At 58.5% G+C, this 25702-nt stretch carries 19 protein-coding genes; 11 read left to right on the top strand and 8 right to left on the bottom strand.

Annotated features, from left to right (window positions below):
• Positions 1-174: 174 nt before the first annotated feature.
• Positions 175-2118 carry a methyl-accepting chemotaxis protein gene (locus tag EXN68_RS23170; protein ID WP_142843092.1) on the top strand — a complete coding sequence of 648 codons (1944 nt, stop codon included), beginning with the start codon at positions 175-177 and terminating at the stop codon, positions 2116-2118.
• A gap of 275 nt (positions 2119-2393) precedes the next feature.
• Positions 2394-5183, top strand: a complete 2790-nt coding sequence (locus EXN68_RS23165; RefSeq protein WP_142843090.1) for a bifunctional aconitate hydratase 2/2-methylisocitrate dehydratase — start codon at positions 2394-2396, stop codon at positions 5181-5183.
• A gap of 190 nt (positions 5184-5373) precedes the next feature.
• Here EXN68_RS23165 and EXN68_RS23160 read toward each other — a convergent pair whose 3' ends face one another.
• Genes EXN68_RS23160 through EXN68_RS23150 form a run of 3 tightly spaced genes read right to left on the bottom strand, consistent with a single transcriptional unit; the run spans position 5374 to position 8523 of the window.
• Complete coding sequence (locus EXN68_RS23160; protein ID WP_142843088.1) at positions 5374-6474, bottom strand: ABC transporter substrate-binding protein; 1101 nt, start codon at positions 6472-6474, stop codon at positions 5374-5376.
• Positions 6471-7862: a sensor histidine kinase gene (locus tag EXN68_RS23155; RefSeq protein WP_142843086.1), complete on the bottom strand. Its 1392-nt coding sequence runs from the start codon at positions 7860-7862 to the stop codon at positions 6471-6473. The genes EXN68_RS23160 and EXN68_RS23155 overlap by 4 nt, the downstream gene beginning before the upstream one ends.
• Positions 7849-8523, bottom strand: a complete 675-nt coding sequence (locus EXN68_RS23150; RefSeq protein WP_080843196.1) for a response regulator transcription factor — start codon at positions 8521-8523, stop codon at positions 7849-7851. The genes EXN68_RS23155 and EXN68_RS23150 overlap by 14 nt, the downstream gene beginning before the upstream one ends.
• Before the next feature lie 308 nt (positions 8524-8831).
• Between EXN68_RS23150 and EXN68_RS23145 the strand changes: the two genes are divergently transcribed.
• The 3 genes from EXN68_RS23145 (at position 8832) to EXN68_RS23135 (ending at position 12850) form a co-directional block, all read left to right on the top strand.
• Positions 8832-9896: an ABC transporter substrate-binding protein gene (locus EXN68_RS23145; protein ID WP_142843085.1), complete on the top strand. Its 1065-nt coding sequence runs from the start codon at positions 8832-8834 to the stop codon at positions 9894-9896.
• A gap of 148 nt (positions 9897-10044) precedes the next feature.
• Positions 10045-11796, top strand: coding sequence for an ABC transporter permease (locus EXN68_RS23140; RefSeq protein WP_225341525.1), 1752 nt, complete (start codon positions 10045-10047; stop codon positions 11794-11796).
• Positions 11789-12850: an ABC transporter ATP-binding protein gene (locus tag EXN68_RS23135; RefSeq protein WP_046800484.1), complete on the top strand. Its 1062-nt coding sequence runs from the start codon at positions 11789-11791 to the stop codon at positions 12848-12850. The genes EXN68_RS23140 and EXN68_RS23135 overlap by 8 nt, the downstream gene beginning before the upstream one ends.
• A gap of 349 nt (positions 12851-13199) precedes the next feature.
• On the opposite strand, the gene EXN68_RS23130 is transcribed toward EXN68_RS23135, so the two are convergent.
• From EXN68_RS23130 to EXN68_RS27940, 4 genes are all read right to left on the bottom strand, one after another.
• Positions 13200-15209 (bottom strand): hypothetical protein, encoded by a 2010-nt coding sequence (locus EXN68_RS23130; protein WP_142843083.1) that lies wholly within the window; start codon positions 15207-15209, stop codon positions 13200-13202.
• 153 nt (positions 15210-15362) lie between these two features.
• A complete protein-coding gene (locus tag EXN68_RS23125; protein WP_142843081.1) occupies positions 15363-16256 on the bottom strand; it encodes a DMT family transporter in 894 nt (297 codons plus the stop codon).
• Positions 16257-16577: 321 nt separating this feature from the next.
• Complete coding sequence (locus EXN68_RS23120; protein WP_142843079.1) at positions 16578-16982, bottom strand: hypothetical protein; 405 nt, start codon at positions 16980-16982, stop codon at positions 16578-16580.
• Between the two features lie 46 nt (positions 16983-17028).
• Positions 17029-17247, bottom strand: coding sequence for a hypothetical protein (locus tag EXN68_RS27940; protein WP_046800490.1), 219 nt, complete (start codon positions 17245-17247; stop codon positions 17029-17031).
• Between the two features lie 287 nt (positions 17248-17534).
• Between EXN68_RS27940 and EXN68_RS23110 the strand changes: the two genes are divergently transcribed.
• Together EXN68_RS23110 and EXN68_RS23105 are read left to right on the top strand one after the other, a co-directional pair.
• A complete protein-coding gene (locus EXN68_RS23110) occupies positions 17535-17876 on the top strand; it encodes an ArsR/SmtB family transcription factor (protein WP_161991463.1) in 342 nt (113 codons plus the stop codon).
• Positions 17873-18796 (top strand): SRPBCC family protein, encoded by a 924-nt coding sequence (locus tag EXN68_RS23105; RefSeq protein WP_142843075.1) that lies wholly within the window; start codon positions 17873-17875, stop codon positions 18794-18796. The genes EXN68_RS23110 and EXN68_RS23105 overlap by 4 nt, the downstream gene beginning before the upstream one ends.
• A gap of 417 nt (positions 18797-19213) precedes the next feature.
• Here the strand turns inward: EXN68_RS23105 and EXN68_RS23100 are convergent, their stop codons facing one another.
• Entirely contained in the window at positions 19214-20347 is a 1134-nt protein-coding gene (locus EXN68_RS23100) for an ROK family transcriptional regulator (protein WP_142843074.1), read from the bottom strand.
• 291 nt (positions 20348-20638) lie between these two features.
• On the opposite strand from EXN68_RS23100, the gene EXN68_RS23095 reads away from it, so the two are divergent.
• The 4 genes from EXN68_RS23095 (at position 20639) to EXN68_RS23080 (ending at position 25556) form a co-directional block, all read left to right on the top strand.
• The gene (locus tag EXN68_RS23095) at positions 20639-21631 is read left to right on the top strand and encodes an ABC transporter substrate-binding protein (RefSeq protein WP_142843072.1); all 993 of its coding nucleotides are present in this window, start codon (positions 20639-20641) and stop codon (positions 21629-21631) included.
• 101 nt (positions 21632-21732) lie between these two features.
• Positions 21733-22830 (top strand): ABC transporter ATP-binding protein, encoded by a 1098-nt coding sequence (locus tag EXN68_RS23090; RefSeq protein ID WP_237681461.1) that lies wholly within the window; start codon positions 21733-21735, stop codon positions 22828-22830.
• Positions 22827-24512 carry an ABC transporter permease gene (locus EXN68_RS23085; RefSeq protein WP_142843070.1) on the top strand — a complete coding sequence of 562 codons (1686 nt, stop codon included), beginning with the start codon at positions 22827-22829 and terminating at the stop codon, positions 24510-24512. Before EXN68_RS23090 ends, EXN68_RS23085 begins: the two co-directional genes overlap by 4 nt.
• Before the next feature lie 81 nt (positions 24513-24593).
• Positions 24594-25556, top strand: a complete 963-nt coding sequence (locus tag EXN68_RS23080) for a hypothetical protein (RefSeq protein WP_142843068.1) — start codon at positions 24594-24596, stop codon at positions 25554-25556.
• The last annotated feature ends 146 nt before the right edge of the window (positions 25557-25702 follow it).

Raw genomic sequence — 25702 nt, 5'->3', positions numbered from 1 at the left:
CATCGGCGGAGCCGGTAGAGCAATCGGACCCCCATCTCACCCACGCCTTTGCGGTTTTGAGTTGATGTCCGCTTGTAGCCCTATGAAGGGCACAGCTACCCGCGATGTTTCTTTATATCTCTCCCCGGCCACCCCATGCGGACGGCTGGCGGAGCGCTTGCCCCGAGGCCATTCATGTCTTTCCTGAAGAATACCAAGATAAAAACGAAGGTCGTTTTTGTCATCTCGCTGATGAGTTTGATGTCGCTTTCCGGCATTAGCTACGTCAGCCTGCAATATAACAATACCGACCGCGTCTATAGCGACTTCATTGCCAACGAGGCTCTTGCGGCGGTGCTGAACGCCCGGACCAGCGGCAATCTCAATGCGCTCGGCATGCAGATGCTTCGCGCCAGCCTCAATGATCCCGCCGGCAGTGATTTCGAATCGGCGGTCAAGACGTTCAGGGCAGACCGCAAACAGCTCGAAGAGCGCCAGAACAAGATCATGGAACTGGTGCCGGCCCGCACGGATGCCGCCCGCGATATCCTGAAGGGTGTCGTTGAAGTCGAGGAGATCGGCAATCAGGTCATCACCCTGATGCAGGCGGGAAAAACCGCCGAAGCGCAGCAGATGGCGCTGAACGTCCTTCGGAAAATCGGCGAAGTGTCGCCGAAGATCAGTGCCGGCAACGAGCAGCTTATCCAAGTCATGAATGACGGCCGGCAGCAGCTCAGCGCCAGCACCGATACGACGATCTGGACGGGCCTGATCGGCATTGCGCTTGTTTCCCTGGCCCTGATCGCACTTGGCCTGTTTGTCTCGTCGCGTGGCATCACCACCCCGATTGCGCGGCTTCGTGAGCGCATGGGATCGCTGGCGGCCGGTGATACGGCAGGCGAAATCGACGGAATGGACCGGAAGGATGAAGTTGGCCAGATGGCCGCTGCGGTTCAGGCCTTCCGTGAAAACGCAATCGAGCGTGTGCGGCTTGAAAATGAAACCGAGGCCAACCGGTCGACTTCTGAAAAGGACCGGATAGCGCGCGAGAAACAGAAGGCGAAAGAGGGTGCCGACGTACAGTTTGCCGTCGACAATCTTGCCACCGCGCTTTCGAAGATCGCTCAGGGCGACGTTACCTATCGGATCGTGCAGCCGTTCGTTGCCGGCCTTGACGGTATTCGCGGTGATTTCAACCGGGCGGCAGAACAGCTGCAGTCGACCCTTACCCAGGTCGCGCAGAATGCCCGTGGCATCGATGCCGGCGCCAACGAAATCCGGTCTGCGGCAGATGATCTGGCGAGACGTACCGAACAGCAGGCGGCAGCCGTTGAAGAGACTGCGGCGGCGCTGGAAGAAATCACCATCACGGTGAAGGACTCCACCAAACGTGCACAGGAAGCCGGTCATCTCGTCGGCCGCGCAAAGGTCGGTGCGGAAAAGTCGGGCGAAGTTGTGCAGAAGGCCGTCGCGGCGATGGAACAGATCGCGACATCCGCCAATCAGATTTCCAACATCATCGGCGTGATCGACGAGATCGCCTTCCAGACCAACCTTCTGGCGCTGAATGCCGGCGTGGAAGCGGCGCGTGCCGGTGATGCGGGCAAGGGCTTTGCCGTTGTCGCGCAGGAAGTTCGTGAACTGGCGCAGCGTTCCGCCGGTGCCGCCAAGGAAATCAAGAACCTGATCACGACATCGAACAGTCAGGTGGAGCAGGGCGTGCAGCTGGTTGGCGAAACCGGCAGGGCGCTGGAACTGATCGTCACCGAAGTGCAGGACATCAACCGGCACGTCGCGGCGATCGCGGAATCGGCACAGGAACAGTCCTCCGGCCTCCAGCAGATCAACACGGCTGTGAACCAGATGGATCAGGACACCCAGAAGAACGCCGCCATGGTGGAAGAAAGCACGGCTGCAAGCCACGGCCTTGCACGCGAGGCGTCTTCGCTCAACGGCCTTATTGCCCAGTTCAAGCTGTCCGAAGGCGGTTACAACGAAGCTTCCGCTCCGGTCCGCACCGTCTCTTCGTCCGACAGGCCCGCGGCATCTCCGGCGCGCGCGCTCGGCGGCAGGATCAGGGCTGCATTTTCCGGCAATGCCGCACTGAACACCTCTGCGGATAGCTGGGAGGAGTTTTGATGATTGCCGCGTTTTTGACGGCGGATTCACGGCTCCTTTTGATCGCCGAAAAGACGATGGTCTGATATAGGAATGGGCGGTTCGCAGAAGGGCCGCCCATTTTTGTCGCGACAGTCGGACAACGGAACGATTGAAACGATTATACTGAAATGCGACATCTTGTCAGCCGGCCCCGGTTGGCGTACTCGAAACCGGTAAAAGACCCAGACCTATTGACGTGACAGTTCGGTGGTGCTGGGTTTTGGCTCCATACATATCAGGACGTTGGGATAGCGATGAACCTTTACTTGGATTACCTGGCTGAGATCAAAAGCAGAGAACAACAAGGGCTCGCACCCAAGCCGATTGATGACGGCGCATTGACCGCCGAAATCATTGCGCTGATCAAGGATGCCGGTAGCGAATACCGGACGGACGCCCTCAAATTCTTCATCTACAACTCCCTGCCGGGCACCACGAGTGCTGCGGGCGTCAAGGCTGCGTTTCTGAAGGAGATCATCCTTGGCGAAGCGGTCGTGCCAGAGATCACGCCCACCTTCGCGCTGGAACTGCTGTCGCACATGAAGGGTGGCCCTTCCGTCGAAGTGCTGCTCGACATCACGCTCGGTGATGACGCGGCACTTGCCGAGCAGGCGGGTGAGGTTCTGAAGACCCAGGTCTTCCTTTATGACGCCGACATGTTCCGGCTGCGCGATGCCTTCAAGGCAGGCAATGCCGTCGCCAAGGGCGTGCTTGAAAGCTATGCCAAGGCTGAATTCTTCACCAAGCTTCCGGATGTGGAAGACGAGATCAAGGTCGTGACCTTCATCGCCGCCGAAGGCGATATTTCGACCGACCTTCTGTCGCCCGGCAACCAGGCGCATTCGCGCTCCGACCGCCAGCTGCACGGCCAGTGTATGATCACGCCGGAAGCGCAGGCGGAAATCGTCGCGCTTCAGAAGCAGCATCCCGACAAGCGGGTGATGATGATCGCCGAAAAGGGCACGATGGGCGTTGGCTCGTCACGCATGTCCGGCGTCAACAACGTGGCGCTGTGGACCGGCAAGCAGGCCAGCCCCTATGTGCCCTTCGTCAATTTCGCACCCGTTGTTGCCGGCACCAACGGCATCTCACCGATCTTCGCCACCACCGTCGACGTGACGGGCGGCATCGGCATCAACCTGAAGAACTGGGTGAAGAAGCTCGGTGAAGATGGCAAGCCGATCCTCAACAATGACGGCAACCCGATCCTCGAGCAGAAATATTCGGTCGAGACCGGCACTGTCCTGAAGATCGACGCCAAGAACCGCAAGCTTCGCGACGAAAGCGGCAATGAGCTGGTCGACGTTGCCGCCGCCTTCACGCCCCAGAAGATGGAATTCATGAAGGCCGGCAGCTCCTACGCCATCGTCTTCGGCAAGAAGCTCCAGACCTTTGCGGCTCAGACGCTCGGCATCGAGGCGACTCCGGTCTTTGCTCCGAACAAGGAAATCGCGATCGAAGGTCAGGGGCTCACCGCCGTTGAGAAGATCTTCAACCGCAATGCCGTCGGCGTGACCCCCGGCAAGGTTCTGCATGCCGGTTCGGACGTTCGCGTCAAGGTCAACATCGTCGGCTCGCAGGATACGACCGGCCTGATGACCGCGCAGGAACTTGAGGCGATGGCGGCAACCGTCATCTCGCCGCTGGTGGATGGCGCCTATCAGTCGGGCTGCCACACGGCCTCCGTCTGGGACAAGAAGGCGCAGGCGAACATTCCGAAGCTCATGTCCTTCATGAACAATTTCGGCGTCATCACCGCGCGCGACCCGAAGGGCGTCTATCATTCGATGACGGACGTGATCCACAAGGTGCTGAACGACATCACCGTGGATGACTGGGCGATCATCATCGGCGGCGACAGCCATACGCGCATGTCCAAGGGCGTCGCCTTCGGCGCCGACTCGGGTACCGTGGCGCTGGCGCTGGCGACGGGTGAGGCGACCATGCCGATCCCGCAATCGGTCAAGGTCACCTTCAAGGGCACGATGCAGCCCCATATGGACTTCCGCGACGTCGTGCATGCGACGCAGGCGCAGATGCTGAAGCAGCATGGCGACAATGTCTTCCAGGGCCGCATCATCGAAGTCCACATCGGCACGCTGCTCGCCGACCAGGCCTTCACATTCACCGACTGGACGGCCGAGATGAAGGCCAAGGCGTCGATCTGCATCTCTGAGGACGAGACGCTGATCGAGTCGCTGGAGATCGCCAAGTCGCGCATCCAGATCATGATCGACAAGGGCATGGACAATGCCGCCCAGACGCTGAAGGGCCTGATCGCCAAGGCGGATCAGCGTATTGCCGAAATCCGCTCGGGCGAAAAGCCTGCCTTGACCCCCGACGACAATGCGAAATATTTCGCCGAAGTCGTTGTGGATCTGGATGTCATCGACGAACCGATGATCGCCGACCCCGACGTCAACAATGCCGATGTCTCCCGGCGCTACACCCATGATACGATCCGTCCGGTGTCCTATTATGGCGGCACCAAGAAGGTCGATCTGGGCTTCGTCGGTTCGTGCATGGTGCATAAGGGCGACATGAAGATCGTCGCCCAGATGTTGAAGAACATCGAAAAGGCCGAAGGCAAGGTCGAGTTCAAGGCGCCGCTCGTCGTCGCTGCGCCGACCTACAACATCATCGACGAGCTGAAGGCGGAAGGGGATTGGGAAATCCTGCAGAAGTATTCCGGCTTCGAATTCGACGACCTGAAGCCGAAGACCACCAACCGCACCGAATACGAGAACATCCTCTATCTGGAACGCCCGGGCTGCAACCTGTGCATGGGCAACCAGGAAAAGGCGGAAAAGGGCGATACCGTTCTGGCAACCTCGACCCGCCTGTTCCAGGGCCGCGTCGTGGAAGACACGGCTGAAAAGAAGGGTGAATCGCTTCTGGCCTCGACCCCGGTCGTCGTCCTGTCGGCAATCCTTGGCCGCACGCCGAGTGCGGAAGAGTATAAGGCAGCCGTCGAAGGGATCGATCTGACCAAGTTCACCCCGTCTAAGGGAACGCCGATCGATTCCCTCTCGGTCCATTATTGAGGTTTCGGCACCGGGAGGTGAAAGCCTCCCGGACATGACACGTTATCTGAAGCGCGTCATAATGATCTGACGGGTGCCTGTCGAAGGGCGGGCATCCGAAACCATGCGCCGGTCCATCGCAGCATGGAGGCGGCAATAGTCGCACCGCCGGCCCGAATGCGCCGGGTGCCGTCCTATTTTTTCCAAGATATCAGTTCGCTCCGGAATTGTTTCCGGACGTCATCACGCCGGTCCAGTCGTCGATGAAACGTTTGCGCTGGGCGGCGTCCTGCGTCGCCAGAAGGGCGGGGCCGATGCGGATGAGGCGTCCGACACCGCTTTCGATGAGCGAGGGAGGGCCATCGACGCCTGCCGGCATGGTTCCGTCCTGCGAGAAGAAGAAGGATTTTTCCCGGGCGATACGCCGGCCGCGTTCCGAAAGAAGATAATCGATGAAGCGTCCGGCAAGCGCCGGTTGCCTTGCCTTTTGCGGAATGAGCGCCGCCCTGCTTAGAACAAGGGTATAATCACGCGGCAAGACGATTTTCAGCTTCGGATCGCGCAGGGTCGCCGCATAGGCGTAGGAGCCTATGACATTGTAGCCTATATATATTTTCTGGTTGGAAATATCGGCCAGCACGGAACTGTTGCAGCAGCGCAGCTGGGTGTCGACGCGGCTCATGCTTTCCAGCAGGCGGCCATAGGCGGTGGAATTCTGCTCCGCATCGAGGAAGGCCAGAAGATAACCGACACCCGACTGGCGAAGATCATAGGTCGCGACGTGGCCGCGATAGAACTCCTGTTTTCGGCGCAGCAGATCGGCAAGTTCGGCGCGCGTATGCGGCACGTCCTGCGGCGGAACATAATCGCTGTTATAAACAATGACACTCGGCTCGAATGTGAAGCCATAGACCTCGTCGCGCCAGCTATTGGCATGGTTCTCCACCGCGCGCGTCTCTGTCGACACATGCGACAGGGCACATCCGTCATTGGCGAGCTTCACCATCTGGTCCACCGAGGATGACATCAGAAGGTCGCCGAAATCCTTCTCCTCCCGGCAGGCGGCGTCCGCCTCGCGATAGAGATCATTGGTGACGAAATCGGTGTAGTCGATGGCGATGTTCGGTTCGATCTGCTGAAAATCGAGCAGAAGCGGTTTCAGGGCGGATGTGTCGGCCGCGCCGTTGATGACGAGACGGCCCGTCTCTTCGGCCGGGGCGGGAAAATATGTCGAGGTGCCCTCCGTCGGCTGCGGGAGAGCCGAGCCCGTGGCCAGCGCTGAAAACAGGATTGCCAGGAAAAGTTTTTTCACGCGCTGTCCTCTCCGGCGCAGGGCAAGTCAAGGATGACGGTGAAACCCGCGTCGCCCTTTTCGCGAAAGCGGATCAGGCCGCCATGCGCGACCGCGACTTCCGCTGCTATGGCAAACCCGAGCCCCGAGGCGGTGCCGACATTGGGAGACGTGGCGTTGAAGCGGCGTGACATCTGATCCCATTTTTCCGGCGGAATACCCGGTCCGTCATCTTCCACCTCGACGCAGATCCGCTCGTCATGCTGCATCACCCGGACATCGAGGCGCGACACCGCGCCATGGCGCAGCGCATTGCTGATGATGTTGGCGATTGCTTCTCGCAGGCTGACCGGGTCGCCTTTGACCGGCATCAACGCTTCGTCGGCCTCGAACGAAATCACCATGTCGGGATCGACGGTCAGCGGAACGGCATGGTGGAAGGCCGTGCGCGCCACCGCAACCAGATTGATGTTTTCGAGCTGGATGGTGCCGGAGCGATGGATGACCATGGCGTGGCTGAGCAACTGGTTGGTCAGCTGCGCCAGTTCGCCCGTGCGTATCTTGATGCGCTGGGTGCGCTCGCGATTTTCCGGGATCATGCTCGCTTCATCAAGCATGTCCACCTGGGCGGAAAGCCCGGTCAGCGGCGTGCGTATCTGGTGTGCGGCATCGGCGATGAACTGCTGCAGCCGCACGACACGTTCGTCCAGCCGCCTCATGAAGTGGTTGATGGCGCCCAGAAACGGCTGCAGCTCCTGCGGTGCGGGCATTTCCATGGTCGTCAGGTCTTCGGGGTTGCGCTGCCGCAGGGCAAGCGCCAGCCGGGTGACGGGCTTCAGCGCATAACGCACGGCGAGAAAGGTGCCGCCAAGTCCAAGCAGGATCATGATGCCGACAATCAATATGGCGCCCTGGGTTATCTCGGCGGCCAGCGCCCGGCGCGCCTCGGTGGTCTGCGCCAGGATGACGTAGATCCATCCGCCCTGCGCCTGATCGGCCAGCGCGCGCGAAACGGTGATGACCCGCACTTCCACGCCGCGATATTGTTCCGTTTCGAGCTGCGGATCGTAACGGGCAGCGACATAATCATAATCGGCATTGAGGTCGGGATAACCGCTGACGATCGCGCCATCCGGTCCGACGATGCGATAGAAGATGCGGTCCCTTTCCGCAAAGCCAAGCAGTTCGAAAGCCGAGAGCGGCAGATTGACGATCAGCTTGCCGTCATTCTGGGTAATGCCGTCGGCAATCTGCATGGCGGCACCGCGCAGAAGCTGGTCATAGGTCTTGTTGGCGGCCGTCTGGGCATAATAACCGGCGGCGGAAATCAGGATACTCGCCACTATGAGCAGAACCATGCCCACGCGAATGACGAGGCGTGAAAACAGCGATGGCTCACGGGTTGTCATCGATCACCAGCTGATAACCCATGCCGCGCTGGGTAATGATCGATACGCCTGAACCCTCGATCTTCTTGCGTATCCGGCTGACATAAAGCTCGACCGCATTGTGGTTGACGCCCTCGTCAAAGCCGAACAGCGCATCCATCAACTCGTCCTTGCTGAACAGACGGCCGGGACGGGTGGCAAAAACCTCGAGAATGGCAATTTCTCGCCGCTTCAGCTGCACTTCCCGTTTGCCGATCCGGACGTTGCGGCTTTGCTGATCGAGCTGCAGATTGCCGCAGGTGATGATATTGGTGGTTTCGCCGCGGTTGCGCCGCAGCAGCACGCGCACACGCGCATCCAGCTCGCGAAAATCGAACGGTTTGACCAGATAATCGTCCGCGCCAAGATCAAGCGCGCTGACGCGGTCCTCGATTTCCGAGCGGGCCGTCAGTACCAGCACGGGAACCGTTTTTTTGGCGGCCCGCACACGGCGCAATATCTCGAACCCGTCAAGCCCGGGCAGCATGACGTCAAGAATGATCAGATCGTAATCGGTGAAGTCGAGAATTTCAGCCGCGACAAGTCCGTCTGCCTCCCAATCAACCGAGTGTCCCACCCGCTCCAGCCGTTGATTGATTGCCTCCCCGACATCCCGTGTGTCTTCGACCAAGAGGATGCGCATGGGCCATGAATTGCATGAAAAATCGAACATGACAACAAAAACATATTTGAACGTGACAGGTTGCTGACAGATTCATGGATAAATTTATGTAGCGTGGCGATCTATTCGGCTTATCGGATGATTTTCACTATATCCGTGGGAGGATATCGATTTTATTGGCGGCTTGATCTACTTCGCAAGAAGTGGAATTACTATTGCTTTGCTTAAAATAATCGAGATATTCAGGCGTGTGTCGGCAAGTAAAATCTGTCGTAACTTGGTCGCTTCTCTTCCCCCGGATTTCTTGAATCATTGTGGGAGGACCAGAAATGAAGCAATTTTTCTCTTATGCGCTGACCGCGAATGCGGCGGCCCTGCTGCTGGCCATGCCGGTATTTGCGGCCAGTGACGATCTTGTCGAGGCTGCACGCAAGGAGGGGTCGGTCACGATCTATGCGGCCACCGACCAGGCGCAGGCACAGGCAGCGCTCGACGCATTCACGAAGAAATATCCCGGCATCCGCGTCGACTACAACGATATCGGCACCAATGGCGTTTATAACCGCATCATTTCGGAGGCCGCAGCCAAGCAGGTGGGTGGCGACGTCTTCTGGACTTCGGCGATGGATCAGGGCGTGAAGCTTGCGACCGACGGCTATCTGGAGGCCTACAAGTCGCCCGAAATGCCGTCGCTGCCCAGCTGGGCGGTCTTCAAGGACATTGTTTACGCCACCTCGGTCGAGCCTGTCGGCATGATCTACAACAAGACCGCGCTGCCGGAAGACAAGGTGCCGCAGACACGCGAAGACCTGATCAAATTCATTTCCAGCGGTGAATATAACGGCCGTATCGGCACCTTCGATCCGGAAAAGTCCGGCGTCGGATTTCTGATCCAGACCAGTGACCTGGAAAAAACCAGCAATTTCTGGGACATGACCAAGGGGCTCGGCAAGGCGAAGGGCAAATCATATTCCTCGACAGGCTCGATGCGCGAAACCGTGGTTTCGGGTGAAAATGTCCTCGCTTACAACCTGATCGGCTCCTACGCGCTGGATTGGGTGAAGAGCGCGCCGAACCTCGGTGTTGCTTTCGGCAAGGATTACACGCTTGCCTTCTCGCGTGTTGCCGGCCTGTTGAAAGACGCGCCGCACCCCAATGCCGGCAAGTTGTTCATGGACTTCCTGCTGTCGCAGGACGGGCAGAACGCGCTTGCTTCAAAGGGTATGCCGGCTCTGCGCAAGGACACCACCGAAGGTTATAATATCGACACGCTCAACGCACTGGTCGGCGGCAATTTGAAGCCGATCGCGCTCGATGAAACGCTCCTCGGTTTCATGGAACCCATGAAACGGTTGAAGTTCCTCAACGAGTGGCGCGCAGCGCTCAAGGGCTGATCGCGCCCCGGGCACGCAAGTCCCCCAGGACGGGGCCAGGCACCGAGCTTTTTAAAAGGCACAGAACGGTGTCTGGCCCAGGGCCGCGGTCGTGCCATTCCTATGAAAATCCATTCAACAAACGTCTGTTTCCCGGAGGTTACAACCCATGCCGGTGGATACCATTACCCAAAACCCACCCCGAGAACTATCCCGCGAGCCGCGACTGAAGACGCCGCGTCCGCCCGGCGAAGCGCTGCTCTTCCGCCGGCTCGTCATCGGTTTCCTGACGCTGTGCGTCCTGACGCCCATTTGCCTGATCATCTACCAGAGCTTTCTCGATGGTCCGTTCTTCAGCCCGAGCGCCAGCCTCGGCCTGAGCGCATATGAATATATTCTCGTCGACCCGATGTTTTACGACGCCTTGTGGAACACGGTCATCATGGCCGTGGGCATGGTGGCGATCGCCGTCCCGCTGGGCGCAGCACTCTCCTTCCTGCTCACCCGCACCGATGTGCATTTCCGCAAGGCGCTGGAAATCATCGTGCTGGTTCCGATGTTCATTTCGGCGCTGGTGCTTGCTTTCGGGTATACGGTTGCCATCGGGCCTTCCGGCTTCGTCTCGATCCTCGTGCGCGACATCATCGGTTTCGTGCCGTGGAACATCTATTCCCTGAGCGGCATCGTGCTTGTCACGGGGCTGGCGCATGTCCCGCATGTCTATCTTTACGTGTCGGCGGCAATGCGCAACCTGCCGTCCGATCTTGAAGAGGCGGCCCGCATCACCGGTGCGCCCATCTGGCGTGTGTGCTGGGATGTCACCGTGCCCATGGTGCTGCCCGCGCTGATCTTCGCCACCGCGCTTAACCTGTTGATCGGCTTTGAAATGTTCGGTGTGCCGCTGGTGCTTGGCGATCCGAGCGGCATCAACGTCCTCACCACCTATATCTACAAGCTCACGACACTTTTCGGTGTGCCTACCTATCAGCTGATGGCTGTCGTCGTTGTCCTGCTCGTGCTCCTGACCCTGCCGCTGGTGTGGTATCAGCGCCGGCTGCTGCGCCACAGCCGCCGTTATGCGGCCCTTGGCGGAAAAGGTTCGCGCACCACCGTCATGCGGCTGGGGCGCGCCGGCCAGATCATCGCGCTTTCCATCATCGGTTTCTGGCTGTTCCTGTCGGTCATCCTGCCGATCGGCGGAATTATCCTGCGCGCCTTTGTCGATGCGTGGGGGCAGGGCGTCAATCCTTTCGCTCATCTCACCACCAAGCATTTCAATGCGCTTTTCGAGGTTCCGAGCCTTTATCGTGGTGTTCTCAACACCATCATACTGGCGGTCGTTGGTGGTGCCGTGGCTGTCGCCTTTTATCTGGTCGTCGGTCTTGCCGGGCACCGCAATCGCGACGTGTCCAACACCGTTCTCGATTACATGGTTCTTCTGCCGCGCTCCATGCCGAGCCTGATCATCGGTCTCGCCTTCTTCTGGCTTTTCCTGTTCATTCCGTTCCTGGTGCCGCTGCGCACGACGCTGATAAGCCTGTTCATCGCTTATCTGATCGTTGGCCTTTCCTATGGCCTGCGGCTGTTGCAGGGCACGCTCATTCAGGTCAGCCCCGAACTGGAGGAGGCCGCACGCACGACGGGTGCGACAATCGGCCAGACCTGGCGTGACGTCGTCATTCCCATCGTGCGCCCCGGTCTCGTCGGCGCATGGGCGCTGATCATGATTGTCTTCCTGCGCGACTATGCCACCGGCATCTATCTCATGAGCGCCGGAACCGAAGTCATCGGCTCGCTCATGGTTTCCATGATCCAGTCCGGCGCAATGGACACGATCGCCGCGCTGGCATTCGTCAGCATCGTTCTTACCGGCGCAGGCCTCGGTCTCGCCCTTCGTCTGGGAGCAAAAATCCATGACTGAACTTACTGTTCGCGACGTTCACAAATATCTCGGCGGCCTGCATATTCTCCAGGGCGCATCCTTCACTGCCGAACGCGGCTCGATCGTTTCCCTGCTCGGCGCTTCGGGCAGCGGCAAAACAACCCTGCTGCGCTGCATTGCCGGGCTGGAACAGCCCGAACAGGGCCTCATCAGCATCGGCGGAAAACCGATGCTCGATGGCAGCAAGGGCCTGACGGTTGCGCCGGAAAACCGCAATATCGGCCTTGTCTTTCAGTCCTACGCGCTGTGGCCGCATCGCACGGTGATGGAAAATGTTGCCTATGGCCTGAAGCTGCGTGGCGTGAACCGGGTGGATGCCGGCAAACGTGTTCAGGCGACGCTGGAAAAGATCGGTCTTGGCCATCTTGCCGAGCGTTATCCCGATCAGCTTTCGGGCGGCCAGCAGCAACGCGTCGCAATCTGCCGCGCGCTGGTCTATGAGCCGCGTGTCCTGTTGATGGACGAACCGCTTTCCAATCTTGACGCGAAGCTGCGCGAAGAGGCGCGTTACTGGATCCGCAAGCTCATCCTCGATCTGGAAATATGCGGTGTTCTCGTCACCCACGATCAGTCGGAAGCGCTCGCCGCATCCGACAATATCCTGCTTCTGCGCAACGGCGCCATCGTTCAGGAAGGCACGCCGCAGGACATCTACACCAAGCCGAAGAGCTTTTATGCGGCAGACTTTCTCGGCGCAAACAATGTCGCCAGCGGCGAGATACGCGGTCTGGGCGAAGATGCCAGCATTCACGGGCCAAACTGGCAGCTTGATGGCATCGTTTTCGGCAGGAACGAAGAAAAAGAGGACAAGGCGGTCATCCGCGTCGAGCAGATCGCCGTGCATGACAATCCCGGCCAGAACCGCAGGGAAATGCATCTGGACGCCTGCCTCTATCTCGGCGACCGCTGGGAATACCGCCTGAAGGCCGGCGACTTCGCCGCCAAGGCCTTTGGCGCGAAGGCTCTGCCGGAAGGCCCTGTCTGGGTGGATATTCCCCGTGAAAGCGTCTGGCTTTTTGCCGGTGCTCGATAAGATCCCGTCCGTCCGGTCCGGCCTGTCTGTGGTGGACCAGTATGGCCGGTAAGAGTGGCTTATGGTCCATCGTTGCGTCCTCCAAGGGGGCTGCGATGGACCGGAATGCGATTTTCAATCGGCCGGTTTTGTGTCGCGCGGCTAATGCGACCGGGATATTCAGGCTTCCATCCGGGATTGCTGTTAATGTCTGACTTTCGATTTTCGGAGTAACTAATTAAATAAGCTTGTAAAAATTCTGTTCGAAATTCCAACTTGCCGCCCCGCAAATGGGGCGGCAGGATGTATGTTCAGGTAATCTCAGGCTCAGGTAACTGAGCTTGAGATAACTGGCGGCTGGTAGGCCGGCTTATTCAGCGGTTGCCTGAATGTCGACCTTGTCGAGGAGAAGCATCGGATTATCGGAGGCTGCAGCAAGATCAAAAAGGCCAAGGCCATTTGGGCCCGTTGATTTGACCGTGACGGTCAAGGTTCCCGGCGTGTTGATGAATTGGACGAGTGCGTTCACCGCATCCTGGAGTTTCGGTTGTTCGGCGGCCACCTGCTGCAGCATCACGTTGGCAACCAACGTCAAAGTGCCACGCACCTGATCCTCGGTCATCTCGTTCTGCAGGGCATAAAGCTTGATCGCCTTGGCCATCATGCCTTCGTCCTTGATCGTGAATTTCACCTCACGACCGGCAAGCCCGAAAAGCGCAGCCTGGGCGCGACCAAGGTCGAAGGAGAAAAACTCTTCCGTAAAGCCGCTTACCAGACCGGAGAAATTGACACTGCCAATATCCTTGCTGCTGAGCGAAACTTCGCGGATCAGCAGGTTTTTGTTTGGTTCGTCCCAGCCAGCGGCGAGGGCGTAAGACAAGGCGAGTGACTCCAGACCCAGTTTGCGCGCTTCAACAAAAACTTCCTCCGTCGAATCCGCCGGGATGGGCAGGGAAAGGTCCTCCTGCCTGATTTCGATATCGGTCGGGATGCCATTGAAGGGTTTGGTCAGTCCCATCTCGAAATTCTTGAGCGTGAACTTGATGCGCTCAGGCGTGCCTGTTGCCTCTTCATCGGTCTTTTCCGGAGCGGCGATATCAACGTTGATGCCACCGACACGCACCTTGCCGAGTTCCGGGATCAGCCGATTGAACGGGAAAGTCTCGATTTTCGTTTCATCGAAACCGACGATCTGGGAGAGACCTTCGATTGTGGAACTCCAGTCAAAGCCCTTGAGGCTTGCCTCGGCGACCTCGATCTTGCCGTCGCCATCGCCAATCGACATGCCGTTCAGGCCGAAATCGAGCTTGCGGCTGTCCATCTGCATGTCGATGCGCTCGATGGTCGCCTTGACCCGCTTGCCCTCCGCCCCTTCGCTTTGATCAGGCGCGTCGACCTTGAAGCCCAGCAGCTGCATGTTGCTCTTGCCCATCATGTCCAGAATGGACACGACCTTGCCGAAAAATGCCTGGCGCTCCTGTGGTGAAAGCTCATCGGCATTCTGGGTTGTCGTCAGCGCCTTCAGGGTTTCCAGCAGCGGCTCGGCCGGCATGCGAGCGGTAAAGCCGTCGCTGCGTATTTCGTCGTAGCTGAACTGACCGTCACCGTCGGAGAAGGAAATCTTGCTGACGGAGAGTGGTCCGTAAAGAGGTTTTGCATCCTTGTCTTCGGGCCCGGCTTTTTCCGTGTAGAGCCTTGCAAGGTAGGCGGCGTCGAAGTCCTGACCGGTTATTGCACCCGTCGAGACGACCATGTGCTTCTTTTCCATCGTGCCAGTGCTGTCCGGCAGAGCCATCTTGATGTCATAGCTGGCATTGTCGATCGTATAGCGGTCGACCCGGCCATCGGCGATATCAAGCAGAGCCGCATTGTTGTAAACGGTCTTCTGCTCGGTGTCGGCGATAGATTGGGTGAATGTCAGTTCAGGCGTGGAAATACGCGTCGCTGCGAAGCGCTCCATGCGCCGGGACAGGGAGTTTGCATTGCCATCGCCAGATGTCGTTTCCACTTTCTTGAAAGCGGCGTTCTCGACACGGGCATGCGCCATGGAGATCTTGCCGGTCGGCACGTCAATATCGATGCCATTCATATCGAGCGCGCCTGCCAGGAAAGGAAGTTTGGGACGCCCGTCGATAGCTGCGATCTGGATTTTTTTGCCGTCTTCAAGCGGCAGGCTCAGCTCGCGAATATGGATTTGTCCGAGAAAATCGACGTCCACGGAACGGGCGGTTGCGCCGCTGCGGGCAATCAGCTCGTCGACCTTTGCTTCGTAGAAGGCTTTACCACCGATGACACCTGCAGCCGCGATGGCAATAACCGCAACCGCTGCCCATAAAGCCTTGCGCCGGCCCTTGCCGACTGGAGTGTTTACCTGTTCCACGAAGTTGGTCCTCTGTAATGCGAATTAACTTTGCGCGTCTTTTAGACACGCGAAAGTTGCCGCGCAAGTGTACCGCCGGAACAGCTCGACATTATTTGCAGTGGTAGATCGTGGCGCGAGCGGCGTCATCTGCGGCGCTTTTGAAGGCTTCGGTCACTTCCAGAACATCAGTGCCATGCCGGCCACGACCAGTGCTGCCCCGGCCCATGCGCCGGGTGCCGGCAATTCCCGGGTTCTCAGCCAGAGCAATGGCAGGATGATGACGGGCGTTGTTGCAGACAGTGTCGAGACGATGCCGATCTTGCCGCCGGAAAGTGCGAAAAGAAGTAGCGTCATGCCAAAGGCAAGGGCGATGATGCCGGTAAGCGCCGTCTGCAGGAAAATGTTCATCGTCAGCGGGCCGTTCGGCCGCACTGCCTTGATGGGCAGCATGGTGAGCGCCGTCAGGCAGACTGCCGCGATCCCAACGCGCAGCATCGAAGCGGTAATCGGATCGATCCCACTCGCCATGACGGGTCTTGCGATCAGCGAGCCGACGGCCTGACTGAGCGCGGCCAGCAAGCCGAGGAGCACGCCGAGCCAGAGTGGTCCCTTCACTCTTTCCCATTCGTGCAGCTGCGCCTTGCGCTTGCCGAAGAGAATTGCGAGCAGAACACCGCACAGCGTCAGGCCTATGCCGGTGACAGTTGTTACGGAAAGCTCCTCACCAAGCACCGCCCATCCCAGCAGCGCGGCAATTGGGGCGTTGAGGGCAAACAGGATTCCCGAGCGGCGTGGCCCCACCCGATTGAGACAGGTGAACAGCAGCGTATCGCCAACGAAGATGCCGATGAAACCGGATAGCAGAAGCGCCGACAGCGCCTCGGGCTGCAGTTCCCGCCAGGTTCCCGAAGCGAGGACATAGACCCCGAGCAGGGAAGCGACAAAAAGCTGCCGTGTCCTGTTGAAGGCGAGCGCTCCCAGATGCCCCGCCGGACGTGCCGCCAGAAGTCCGGTCATCGCCCAGCAGGTTGCGGCGCCCACGGCAGCCAGTTCATAAATCGGCATTTTTTCCCCGTCGCTTCATGGCGTGCTTGCGGCCACGGACACTATCCCTGCCTGCACCCATCGCAGATTCCGGGTTCGCCCGCCATACCATAAGCATCGTCATAAACAGCGTGGAGCAGCGCCTGGCTCACCGCCCGTGCCGGGTCAGCCGGTGGCGTGCCATTTCCGATGTCGGTGCCCATCGTCATAGAGACTGCGAATGAATGGTGAGGCCTGGGCCTGTTTCCTGTTGCCACCCGCAGAAGCGGCCGTCACGCCAAGGCCAATGCAGACGAAGCGGCTGGCCCGCTCCGTCGAATGGACAGTCTTATCTACAGCGCTTCACACGCCGTTGATGATATTGCAAATGCCTTCGCGGATGACGTTCTTGTCCGCAATCTGTCCTGCCTGAATGTTGAAAACAGCGTCGATCCGCACGCCGGCGCCTTTCTGCCGGGCCACAACCCGCAGCGTCTGAATTCTGCCGCTGCCGCTGGTTTCCTGGTGCGCATCGATCGAGGACAGCGCCTTGTTGACCTGGATGCCGGAAAAACCTTCCGCTGCCACAGCCTGAGCGAGCTTTTGAAGCACGGCGGGCGCTTTTGCCTTCGGCAATTCCTGCCATGATTTGTAAGAGACAGCGGTCACCATCGGCACGCCGGAGACAGCGAAGTTCTTCTCGCAGGAGGCCGCAAGGGCAGGGCTTGAGAAGCTGATCAGGCCAAGAGCTGCTATGACATATTTCATTTCGAACAATCCAGTTGTTGATGAAGATTGAGAGCTATCGGCCGCATCAGAATGCCGACCGTTTTCCTCTGTAGGTGGATGGAGGCGGGAGAGCCTCATGGGCCTGTGCAAGCGTTTCAAGCCACGTGGCCAAACCGGCGGGAACTTCCTCATTGCCCGCTTCCAGTGCCTCGATCCACGAAAGCTCACATTGCAGGGCGGACGCAATATTGATCGGCGTCCAGCGGATGACCCGCAGGCATTGATTAAAGCGTTCTGGTGACATGATGATTTGATATTTTCCCCGTCTTTTTCCGGGCAAGGCTCACTCACACAGCCAAGAGAGTCAATCCTTTTCTGCAACTTTTGATGGCTAATTTCCGGCTCGATAGTTGCATCTGCTGCCGGCTGCCGATCGGCAGGCGCTGGAGAGATTAAAGGGCTCGGTTACCTGAACGAAACGCCGAGGCGAGGCATCGGCGCCTCATTCCCTGCACCACTCCACAAACGAAAACTTAGTTGATTTACTAAGTTTCCCTTGCGGCGTCCCAGTGGAGCGTGATAGTTAGCAATATGACTAAGCATCATCCCGAGTTATCACTGATCTTCCAGGCTCTGGCCGATCCGACGCGGCGGGCCATTCTGGCGCGGCTTGGCGGAGGGCCGGCACCGGTCATGGAGCTGTCCGCTCCCACGGGGCTGCGTCTGCCCACGGTTATGCGGCATCTTTCCGTGCTGGAGGAGGCGGGGCTGATCATCACCTCCAAGGATGGGCGGGTGCGCACCTGCGCGATCGTGCCGGAAGCGCTGGAGCCGGTACGCACTTGGCTCGATGAGCAGCGGGCGATGTGGGAGAGCCGGCTTGACCGGTTGGAGGCATTTGCAATGCAGGCCATGAAGGAGGATTCTAAATGACGACGAAGCCGGGTCAGGAAGGCGCACGCGCCGAACCGCATCTCACACAGGACCGTTTTGCGACGCTGAGCTTCGAACGGGAAATTGCCGTTCCGCCATCAGCGCTCTGGCAGGTCTGGCTGTCACCCGCCGCCCGGGCGGTGTGGGCTTCTCCCACGCCCGCGGTCACCGTGGAATTCCTGGAGGCGGACAGCAGGGTGGGTGGTCGCGAAATTTCGCTCTGCAAGGTCGCCGGCCAGCCGGATATCCGCTGTGAATGCGGCTGGCTGGAGTTGCAGCCGGCCCGCCGCAGCGTAAATTACGAGGTGGTGTCCTCCGGCGGCGTAACGCAATCAGCAGCGCTGATCACCGCCGATTTTCGGGCTATGGAAGAGCGTAGCCGCTTGACCGTAACGGTTCAGCTTTCCTCGCTGGCCGAGGATATGCGGGATGGTTATCAACAGGGTTTCAACGCCGGTCTCAACAATCTGGCCAGTGTGGCCGGGCGAACCATGGTTCTGGAGCGAGTGATAAAGGTGCCGCGAAACATCGTCTGGAAGGCCTGGATGAACGAGAAGACGCTGCCGCAATGGTGGGGTCCTGAAGGATTTTCCTGCCGCACGAAGAGAATTGACCTGCGAACCGGCGGCGAGTGGGTCTTTGACATGATCGGCCCTGACGGCACCGTCTTCCCGAACCATCATCGTTATGTCGAGGTCCGGCCCGAAGAGCGGCTCGCCTATACGCTGCTATGGGGCGAAAACGGGCCGAAACATGCCGATGCCTGGGCCTCCTTCGAAGATCAGGATGGCGCGACGAAAGTTGTGCTGGGCATGGTGTTCAGCACGGAAGCCGAGTTCCAGCAGGCAAAGGGTTTCGGTGCCGTGGAGCTGGGTCAGCAAACGCTGGGCAAACTGGAACGCTTCGCCAGGGCGCTGTAAATGTACCTGGCCAGCAACATCATATGCAAGGCCTCTTGATATCGGCGGTTTGTCTGCCAGTGGCACCGTGCGTTTCCATCGCGGCCTGCGGTCGCGAACCGCACTAACGCGGCTTCTCGATCGCCTCAGTGATCAGTCGAATTCGCTCGCGAGCGCCATGGCGGTATATGTCGATCTTCACGCTCGCCGGTATGGAGAGATGCATCATACGCTCCCATCGACCACCGGTCGGGAAAATCGGCGGGATCGTCCATTTTTTCCTCGCCGGGCAGCCCGTCGGTATTGTCGAGATAAACCTGGCCGTGCCTGACAATCAGCGGGTACGGAGGAATTCCGGCGGCGTATATCCAGGTAACAGTGTCCCCTGTCATCAACACACAGACCAATAGGGGGAAACGCTCTGGTGGCCATGGCGTGTCATGCCCAGCCTTTCAGCGCCCGCCCGGAATAATAGCTGGGCGTGATGGCGCGGTAGATCGGTATGCTGGCGGCGCCGAGATGAGGCGAGTCGCTCATGATTGATTTGCGTATTTCCGGCGGCTCGACGAAAAAATCTTCGCCGAGTATGTCCAGCGAACCGATACGCCGCACGATATGTTCGAGAATCCAGTCCGGCAGCGATCCACCGAAAATAATGGCTGCCGGATCCATCGTGCGGGCGACCGTCAATGAAAGAAGGCGAAGCTGATCCGTTGCCCGTTCCAGCCAGGATGCCACGGCAGGATGGTCGGCATAACTTTCGTCAATGTCTTTCAGGCGTCGAATGCCGATGCCCTGAGCAGCCAGAGTGTCGCACAGGTCCTGTCCCGAGGGGCGGGGATGGGATTTTGGAAACAGTCCGCCGAACTCGCCGGCATTGCCATTGGTGCCGCGATAGAGATGACGCTGCACCACCACGGCGCCACCAATGCCATATGTCAGCCAGATCATCGCGAAATTGCGGATATTGCGGCCTGCGCCATAATAGAGCTCGGAAAGAATGACGGTATTGCCGTCATTTTCGTGAAAGACCGGGAAGTCGAAATAGGGCTGGAAGTCCTTGTCGACGTCGATGTCGCGCCAGCTTTCGAACTGCTTGATACGGAAGACATGGCCGCGATCCCGCCTGAAATGGCCGGGAAAGCTGATGCCGCAGCCCAGCACATCTTTCTTTCGTATCTTCGCTTTTTCAAGCACTTGGCGGGCGGACGCCTCGGCCATCTCCATGATATGCTCAAAACTGTGCCCCTCCAGTTCCGACCTGATTTCTTGCCTTATCGTGCCGTTGAGATCGGCCACGCAGACACGCAGATCGTCTGGATTGAAGTAGACCCCCAGCGTGAAAAGCCCGTTCGGATTGATCTCGATGGCGGTGGAGGGTTTGCCCCGTTTACCGTCATTGCGGGCTTCCTCCGCTTCGACGATGAGGCCGGATTCCAGAAGATTGGCGGTCAGGCGAGTAAGGGTCGGTGCGGAAACATCCATCTCGCGCGCCAGTTCGATACGCGACATGCCTCCCTTACCGCGCAAAATCTCGAGCAGACGCCGCTCGTTGTAGCCGAGATCGATCAAAAAAGTCTCCCGCGAGAAATCATGCCGGATGATTAGCGAAAATTACGCGATTGTACACCGCGCTTTGCCGGAAAATCCGCCGTAGAGATCGGAGGCCCGTGAATGAAAATCATAAAGAATTGTGCTTTTTCAATCGGATATTTTATTTTTATATTCGAAATAAATTTCGGCTTGACTAATTAATTTACGTAAAGAAAATAAATAACAGACAGCGGGTGGCGACAGGCAAAACCAAAAAGAAATCATGTCGCAGGGCCGGACTGTCAGGGAACAAAAAAACGGAGACCCCTCATGCGTCAATCATGCACTATTTTCGCGCGCCTTTTTGCGGGCGCCACTTTCCTTGCCAGCGCGGCTTTCGCTCATGCCGAAGGTACCGTCGTGGTCTATTCCGCTGCCCCGCAGCAGCTCATGGACGAGTTATTGCCCATGTTCGAAAAGAAAACCGGCACCAAGGTTGAGCTTGTCAAAGCCGGGTCCGGGGAGCTGATGAACCGCATCAAGGCGGAGAGCGGCAAGGCGGCGGGTGATGTGATCTGGAGCGTCGATGGGACGGTCATCGATTTCTCCGCCGAACTTTTCGAACCATACAAGCCGGTTGAGGCTGCGTCGATCAACCCTGCCTTCTCACCGAGCGCGAACTGGGTGCCTTTCACGGCTGTCGTCACGGCCTTTATCGTCAATAAGGAGGCCCTGAAAGGCGCTCCCGTTCCGACGTCCTGGGCCGATCTCGCAAAGCCGGAATACAAGGGCCTGATTTCGTCGGCCCGCGCCGATCAGTCCGGATCGGCCTATATTCAGATGGCAACGGTATTGCAGGATTTCGACAGCGAGGAAAAAGGCTGGGAAATTTATACCGGCATCCTCGGCAACTCGGTTCTTTCCACCTCTTCAGGCGCGGTGCCGCGTTTCGTCAACGATGGCGAACAGGCCGTTGGCATTACGCTGGAAGATGCCGCGCTGCGCTACAAGCTTGGCAGCGCGCCGGTCGAAATCGTTTATCCGAAAGAGGGTACGGCAATTGCGCCTGACGGCATGGCGCTCGTGAAGGGAGCGCCGAATGCCGGCAATGGCAGGGCCTTCATCGATTTCATCGTCTCCAGGGAAGCGCAGGAAATCGTGGTGAAGGCGGGTCGTCGTTCGGTTCGAACCGATGTTCCCGCCAATCCGGCACTCGTTCCGCTTTCCGATGTTCCAGACGCGAAATACGATTTCAAATGGGCTGCGGACAATCGCGCGCGCCTGATGGAAAAGTGGAACGAGACATTGCTCGACGTTCAGTAAGATAATTGCCGGGGACGGCGCAGAAGCGGCGTCCCCCTTTATCCCATTCACAATTCGCTTTTCGTTTGTCCAGCGTGGTCACCGGCCGTGCAGGATCTGTCATGGAGCAGCACATGGCCGCCGTGGAAATTACCAGCATAAAAAAGAGCTACCGGGATGTCGTTGCCCTTTCCGACATCAATATCTCCATCCCCTCGGGATCGTTCTTTACGCTTCTCGGTCCGAGCGGATGCGGCAAGACGACCCTCCTGCGCACGATTGCCGGTTTTCACCAGCAGGACAGCGGCAGTATCAGTATCGAAAGACAGGCGATTGAGCATGTGCCCGCACATAAGCGCGATGTCGGCATGGTTTTTCAGGATTATGCGGTCTTTCCGCATATTTCCGTCTTCGACAACATCGCCTTCGGTTTGAAGCAGCGCAAGGCGTCTTCCGCCGAGATTCGTGAACGTGTCGGCAAGATTCTCGATATCGTGCAGCTCGCTCCCTACGCCAAGCGCATGCCGCATGAATTATCCGGCGGTCAGCAGCAGCGCGTCGGTCTGGCGCGAGCGCTCGTCATCAATCCGAAAGTGCTGTTGATGGACGAGCCACTATCCAACCTCGATGCCAAACTGCGCGTCGATCTGCGGCGCGAGTTGCGCGAAATTCAGCAGGCCATGAACATTACCACGGTTTATGTGACCCATGATCAGGAGGAGGCGCTTGCCATGTCCGATCTGGTCTGTGTGATGTATGGTGGCGTCATCCAGCAGGCAGCCGCACCCTGGGACGTTTATAATAATCCCGCCAACCGTTTTGTCGCCTCCTTCGTGGGGGCAAACAACTTCCTGACGCTGAATCGTTCGGGTGGCCAGACATCCATTTCCGGGCACAGGGTGGGGCTGCCACAGGTCGATGCCATTGCGCCGCAACGAACGGTCGTTGCCGCCATCCGTCCCGAAGCGATTACCGTTGGCTCGCGGGCAACCGATGGCGGAGACCGCATCGAACTACCTGTCACCATAAGACAGGTGAGCTTCACCGGCCGCGAGATGAATGTTGCCGCAGTGCTGTCGTCGGGAGAGGAAATCGAGGCTATCACCAAGCCGTCGGCTGATATCATCGCCCTTCAGCCCGGCCAGAAAACGGTTTTCTCCTGGCCTGCTGTTGATACCAAGCTCTTTGGCGAGGGCGTTACCGGGGAGCGCCTGTCATGACGGATATGACTGCGACTTCAATGCCTGGAGGTTTTCGCCTGCGAATGCCGGGTTTCTGGACAAGCGTAACGGCACTCGCCGTTATCCTCCTGGGGATATTCCTGATCCTGCCGATCTTCAGCGTATTCTTCATCAGTTTCTTCGATGCCAAGACGGGTGCTTTCGGTTTCGGCAACTATGTTCAGGTGCTGACGCGGCGTTTTTATACCGTGGCATTGTGGAATACGCTCGTCATCGGCGTGCTCGGCATGTTGGGGGCCTGCCTGCTCGGTATTCCGCTTGCCTTCTGCACGTCGCGATACCACATCAAGGGCCGCACCTTCATTGCCACCTTTGCTGTGCTGGTTCTGTGCGCGCCGCCCTTCATCGGCGCCTATGCCTGGATCATGCTGTTCGGCGCCAACGGCGCAGTCACTAATCTCCTGTCTTTCGCCGGCATTTCATTGCCGACGATTTACGGGATACCCGGCATCGTGATGGTCTTCAGCCTGAAGTTCTTTCCCTATATCTTCCTGATGACGGAAAATGCGCTGAACACCATCAATAAATCCTATGAGGATGCTGCGGAAAACCTCGGCTGCACGGCGTTCCAACGGTTCCGCAAGATCACCTTGCCGCTGGTCTTTCCGGCAGTCAGCACCGGCGCGATCATCTGCTTCGTATTGTCCATTGCAGACTTCGGAACGCCGGCAATCCTCGGCAAGGGCATCAGGACGCTCTCGACCATCGCCTATGCGCAATATACCTCCGAAATGGCCGGCACACCGACCATGGCAGTCACGATTTCCATGGTGATGATCGCCATTTCCATGGCCGCACTTCTGTTGCAGCGGCACATTCTCGCCAAGCGCCGTTATGCCAGCTCATTGACCAATCGGCCGGTAAAGCTCTCCATGCGCCCGCTGAAATCTTTCATCGTGCACGGTTTCTGCTATCTGGTCATCTTTGTCGCCATGCTGCCGTCCCTTACGGTCATCTACACATCGTTCCTCGCAACAAACGGTCCCGTCTTCACAGGCGGCTTCGGGTTGGACAGCTATGCCCGCATTCTTCGCGATTCACCGCAGGCGATTGCCAACAGCTTCACCTTTGCGCTTGCCGCCGTGGTGTTGATCGCCATCGTTTCCGGCCTGCTCTCTTTCATCGTGGTCAGGCGGGACAATGCAGTATCAGGCTCGCTCGATCTTCTGCTGATGGTTCCCTACCTGATACCCGGCGTCGTCATGGCGATTGGCTATGTCACGACGTTCCGTTATCCGCCTTTTGACATTACCGGCACGGCACTCATCATCATCCTGCTGGTGTTTATCCGCCGCCTGCCTTACGGCGTGCGCTCCACGACCTCGATCCTGCGGCAGATCAAGCCGTCCATCGAGGAGGCCGCGGTCAATCTCGGCGCTTCGCCGGCGAAGACGTTCATATCGGTGACGGTGCCGCTGATGTTGCCCGGGCTCATCATCGGTTCCTTGATGAGCTTCATCACCGCCATCAACGAATTGTCCTCGACGCTGATCCTCTACACGGCGCGGACGATCACGATGCCCGTCCTGATCTATATTCAGGTGATTGACGGCGAGTTCGGCACGGCCGCGGCACTTTCCACCTTACTTCTCGTCAGCACCGGACTTTGCGTCTTCGTCGTCTTCCGGCTTTCGGAAGACAAGGAAGCCTCTTTCGTCTGAAACCATCCAAATATCATTCAAAACTGCAGCAGCGGCGACCATGTGTCGCCGCCAGCCTCCCTCTGCAAGGACACAAGAAAGATGAATATCGCGAGCTTTTCGCAATCGAAATACAAGAACGCCGCAAAGCCGGGGGACGATGTGGCACTTCTCATTCCCGGACGGGTTCTGGCCGTTTTCGACGGCGCGACCGATCCGACCGGAGCAAGTTACAGCGGGCTTAGTTCCGGCCGCATCGCAGCCCTTGCCGCCGCCAATGCCGTTGCTGAGATGAGCCTTGACGGCAGGTTGGAAACGCTCGCCGCGCCCGCGCTTTTTCAGAATATCAGCGATATTCTGAAAAAGGAGGCGCAGCGCATCAATGCCGGCCATCCGCCATCGACCACCCTGGCGATCGTGGCGGATATGGGCGACAGCTTCCGCCTGCTGCTTGCCGGCGATTCCGGCGTCAGGATCAACGGCACCCGTCTGTTTCAGCACACAAAGCTGATCGATACGGTAAGCACTTCGGCGCGTATATTCGTGTTCAAACAGCTTCTTGCCGCCATCGGTGATGGTGATGCGGCCGAGGCGCGCACACGCGCGACGATCTTCTCAGGCCTGCGTTCGGCCGTCGCAAGCGGCATCATGACGGCGCGGGAAGCGGACAATGTCGTCATTGCCGCAGCGGGCATGAGCGGTCTCGAGAATAACATCGAAACGGTCGAGGAATTCCTGATGGGTGGAATCCGTGTCCAACCGCAATTCGCAAACCGGCATGGGCATGTACTGGGTTACGCCTCGGTGAATGGCGGAACGGTCATGCAGGAGGGGACGGTTGACGTCCGTATCGCCAAAGACGGGCTCTCGAGTGTTGAAATATTCTCCGACGGCTATTTGTCCCTGCCGGCGGGGACGGATGTTACGGCCTGGGAAGCGGAATTCGCACGTGTCGAAGCGGCGGATTTTCACAAGCTGCGTGAGTATCCGTCCGTCAAAGGTTCGACAACGGCGGAATTCAGCGATGACAGGACCGTTATTTGCCTCAACATGGTTCAAGGATAGTCCAGTTTACGAACCTCATGTGAGCCGGCCGACATCGCGTATCGATGTCGGCGTCATTCGCGATCAGCCAGCCTGAGATGCTTGCTGAAAGAGATGGTCATGCTGTGCCTGCAAGGAGCAAGAAACTGAAGGTTTGTTCTCCCCCG

The sequence above is a fragment of the Martinezella rhizogenes genome (assembly GCF_007002745.1).
In the GTDB taxonomy this organism is placed as follows: domain Bacteria; phylum Pseudomonadota; class Alphaproteobacteria; order Rhizobiales; family Rhizobiaceae; genus Agrobacterium; species Agrobacterium cucumeris.
Note: the sequence above shows the minus strand (reverse complement) of the source record. Positions and strands in the feature narration are given on the sequence as shown.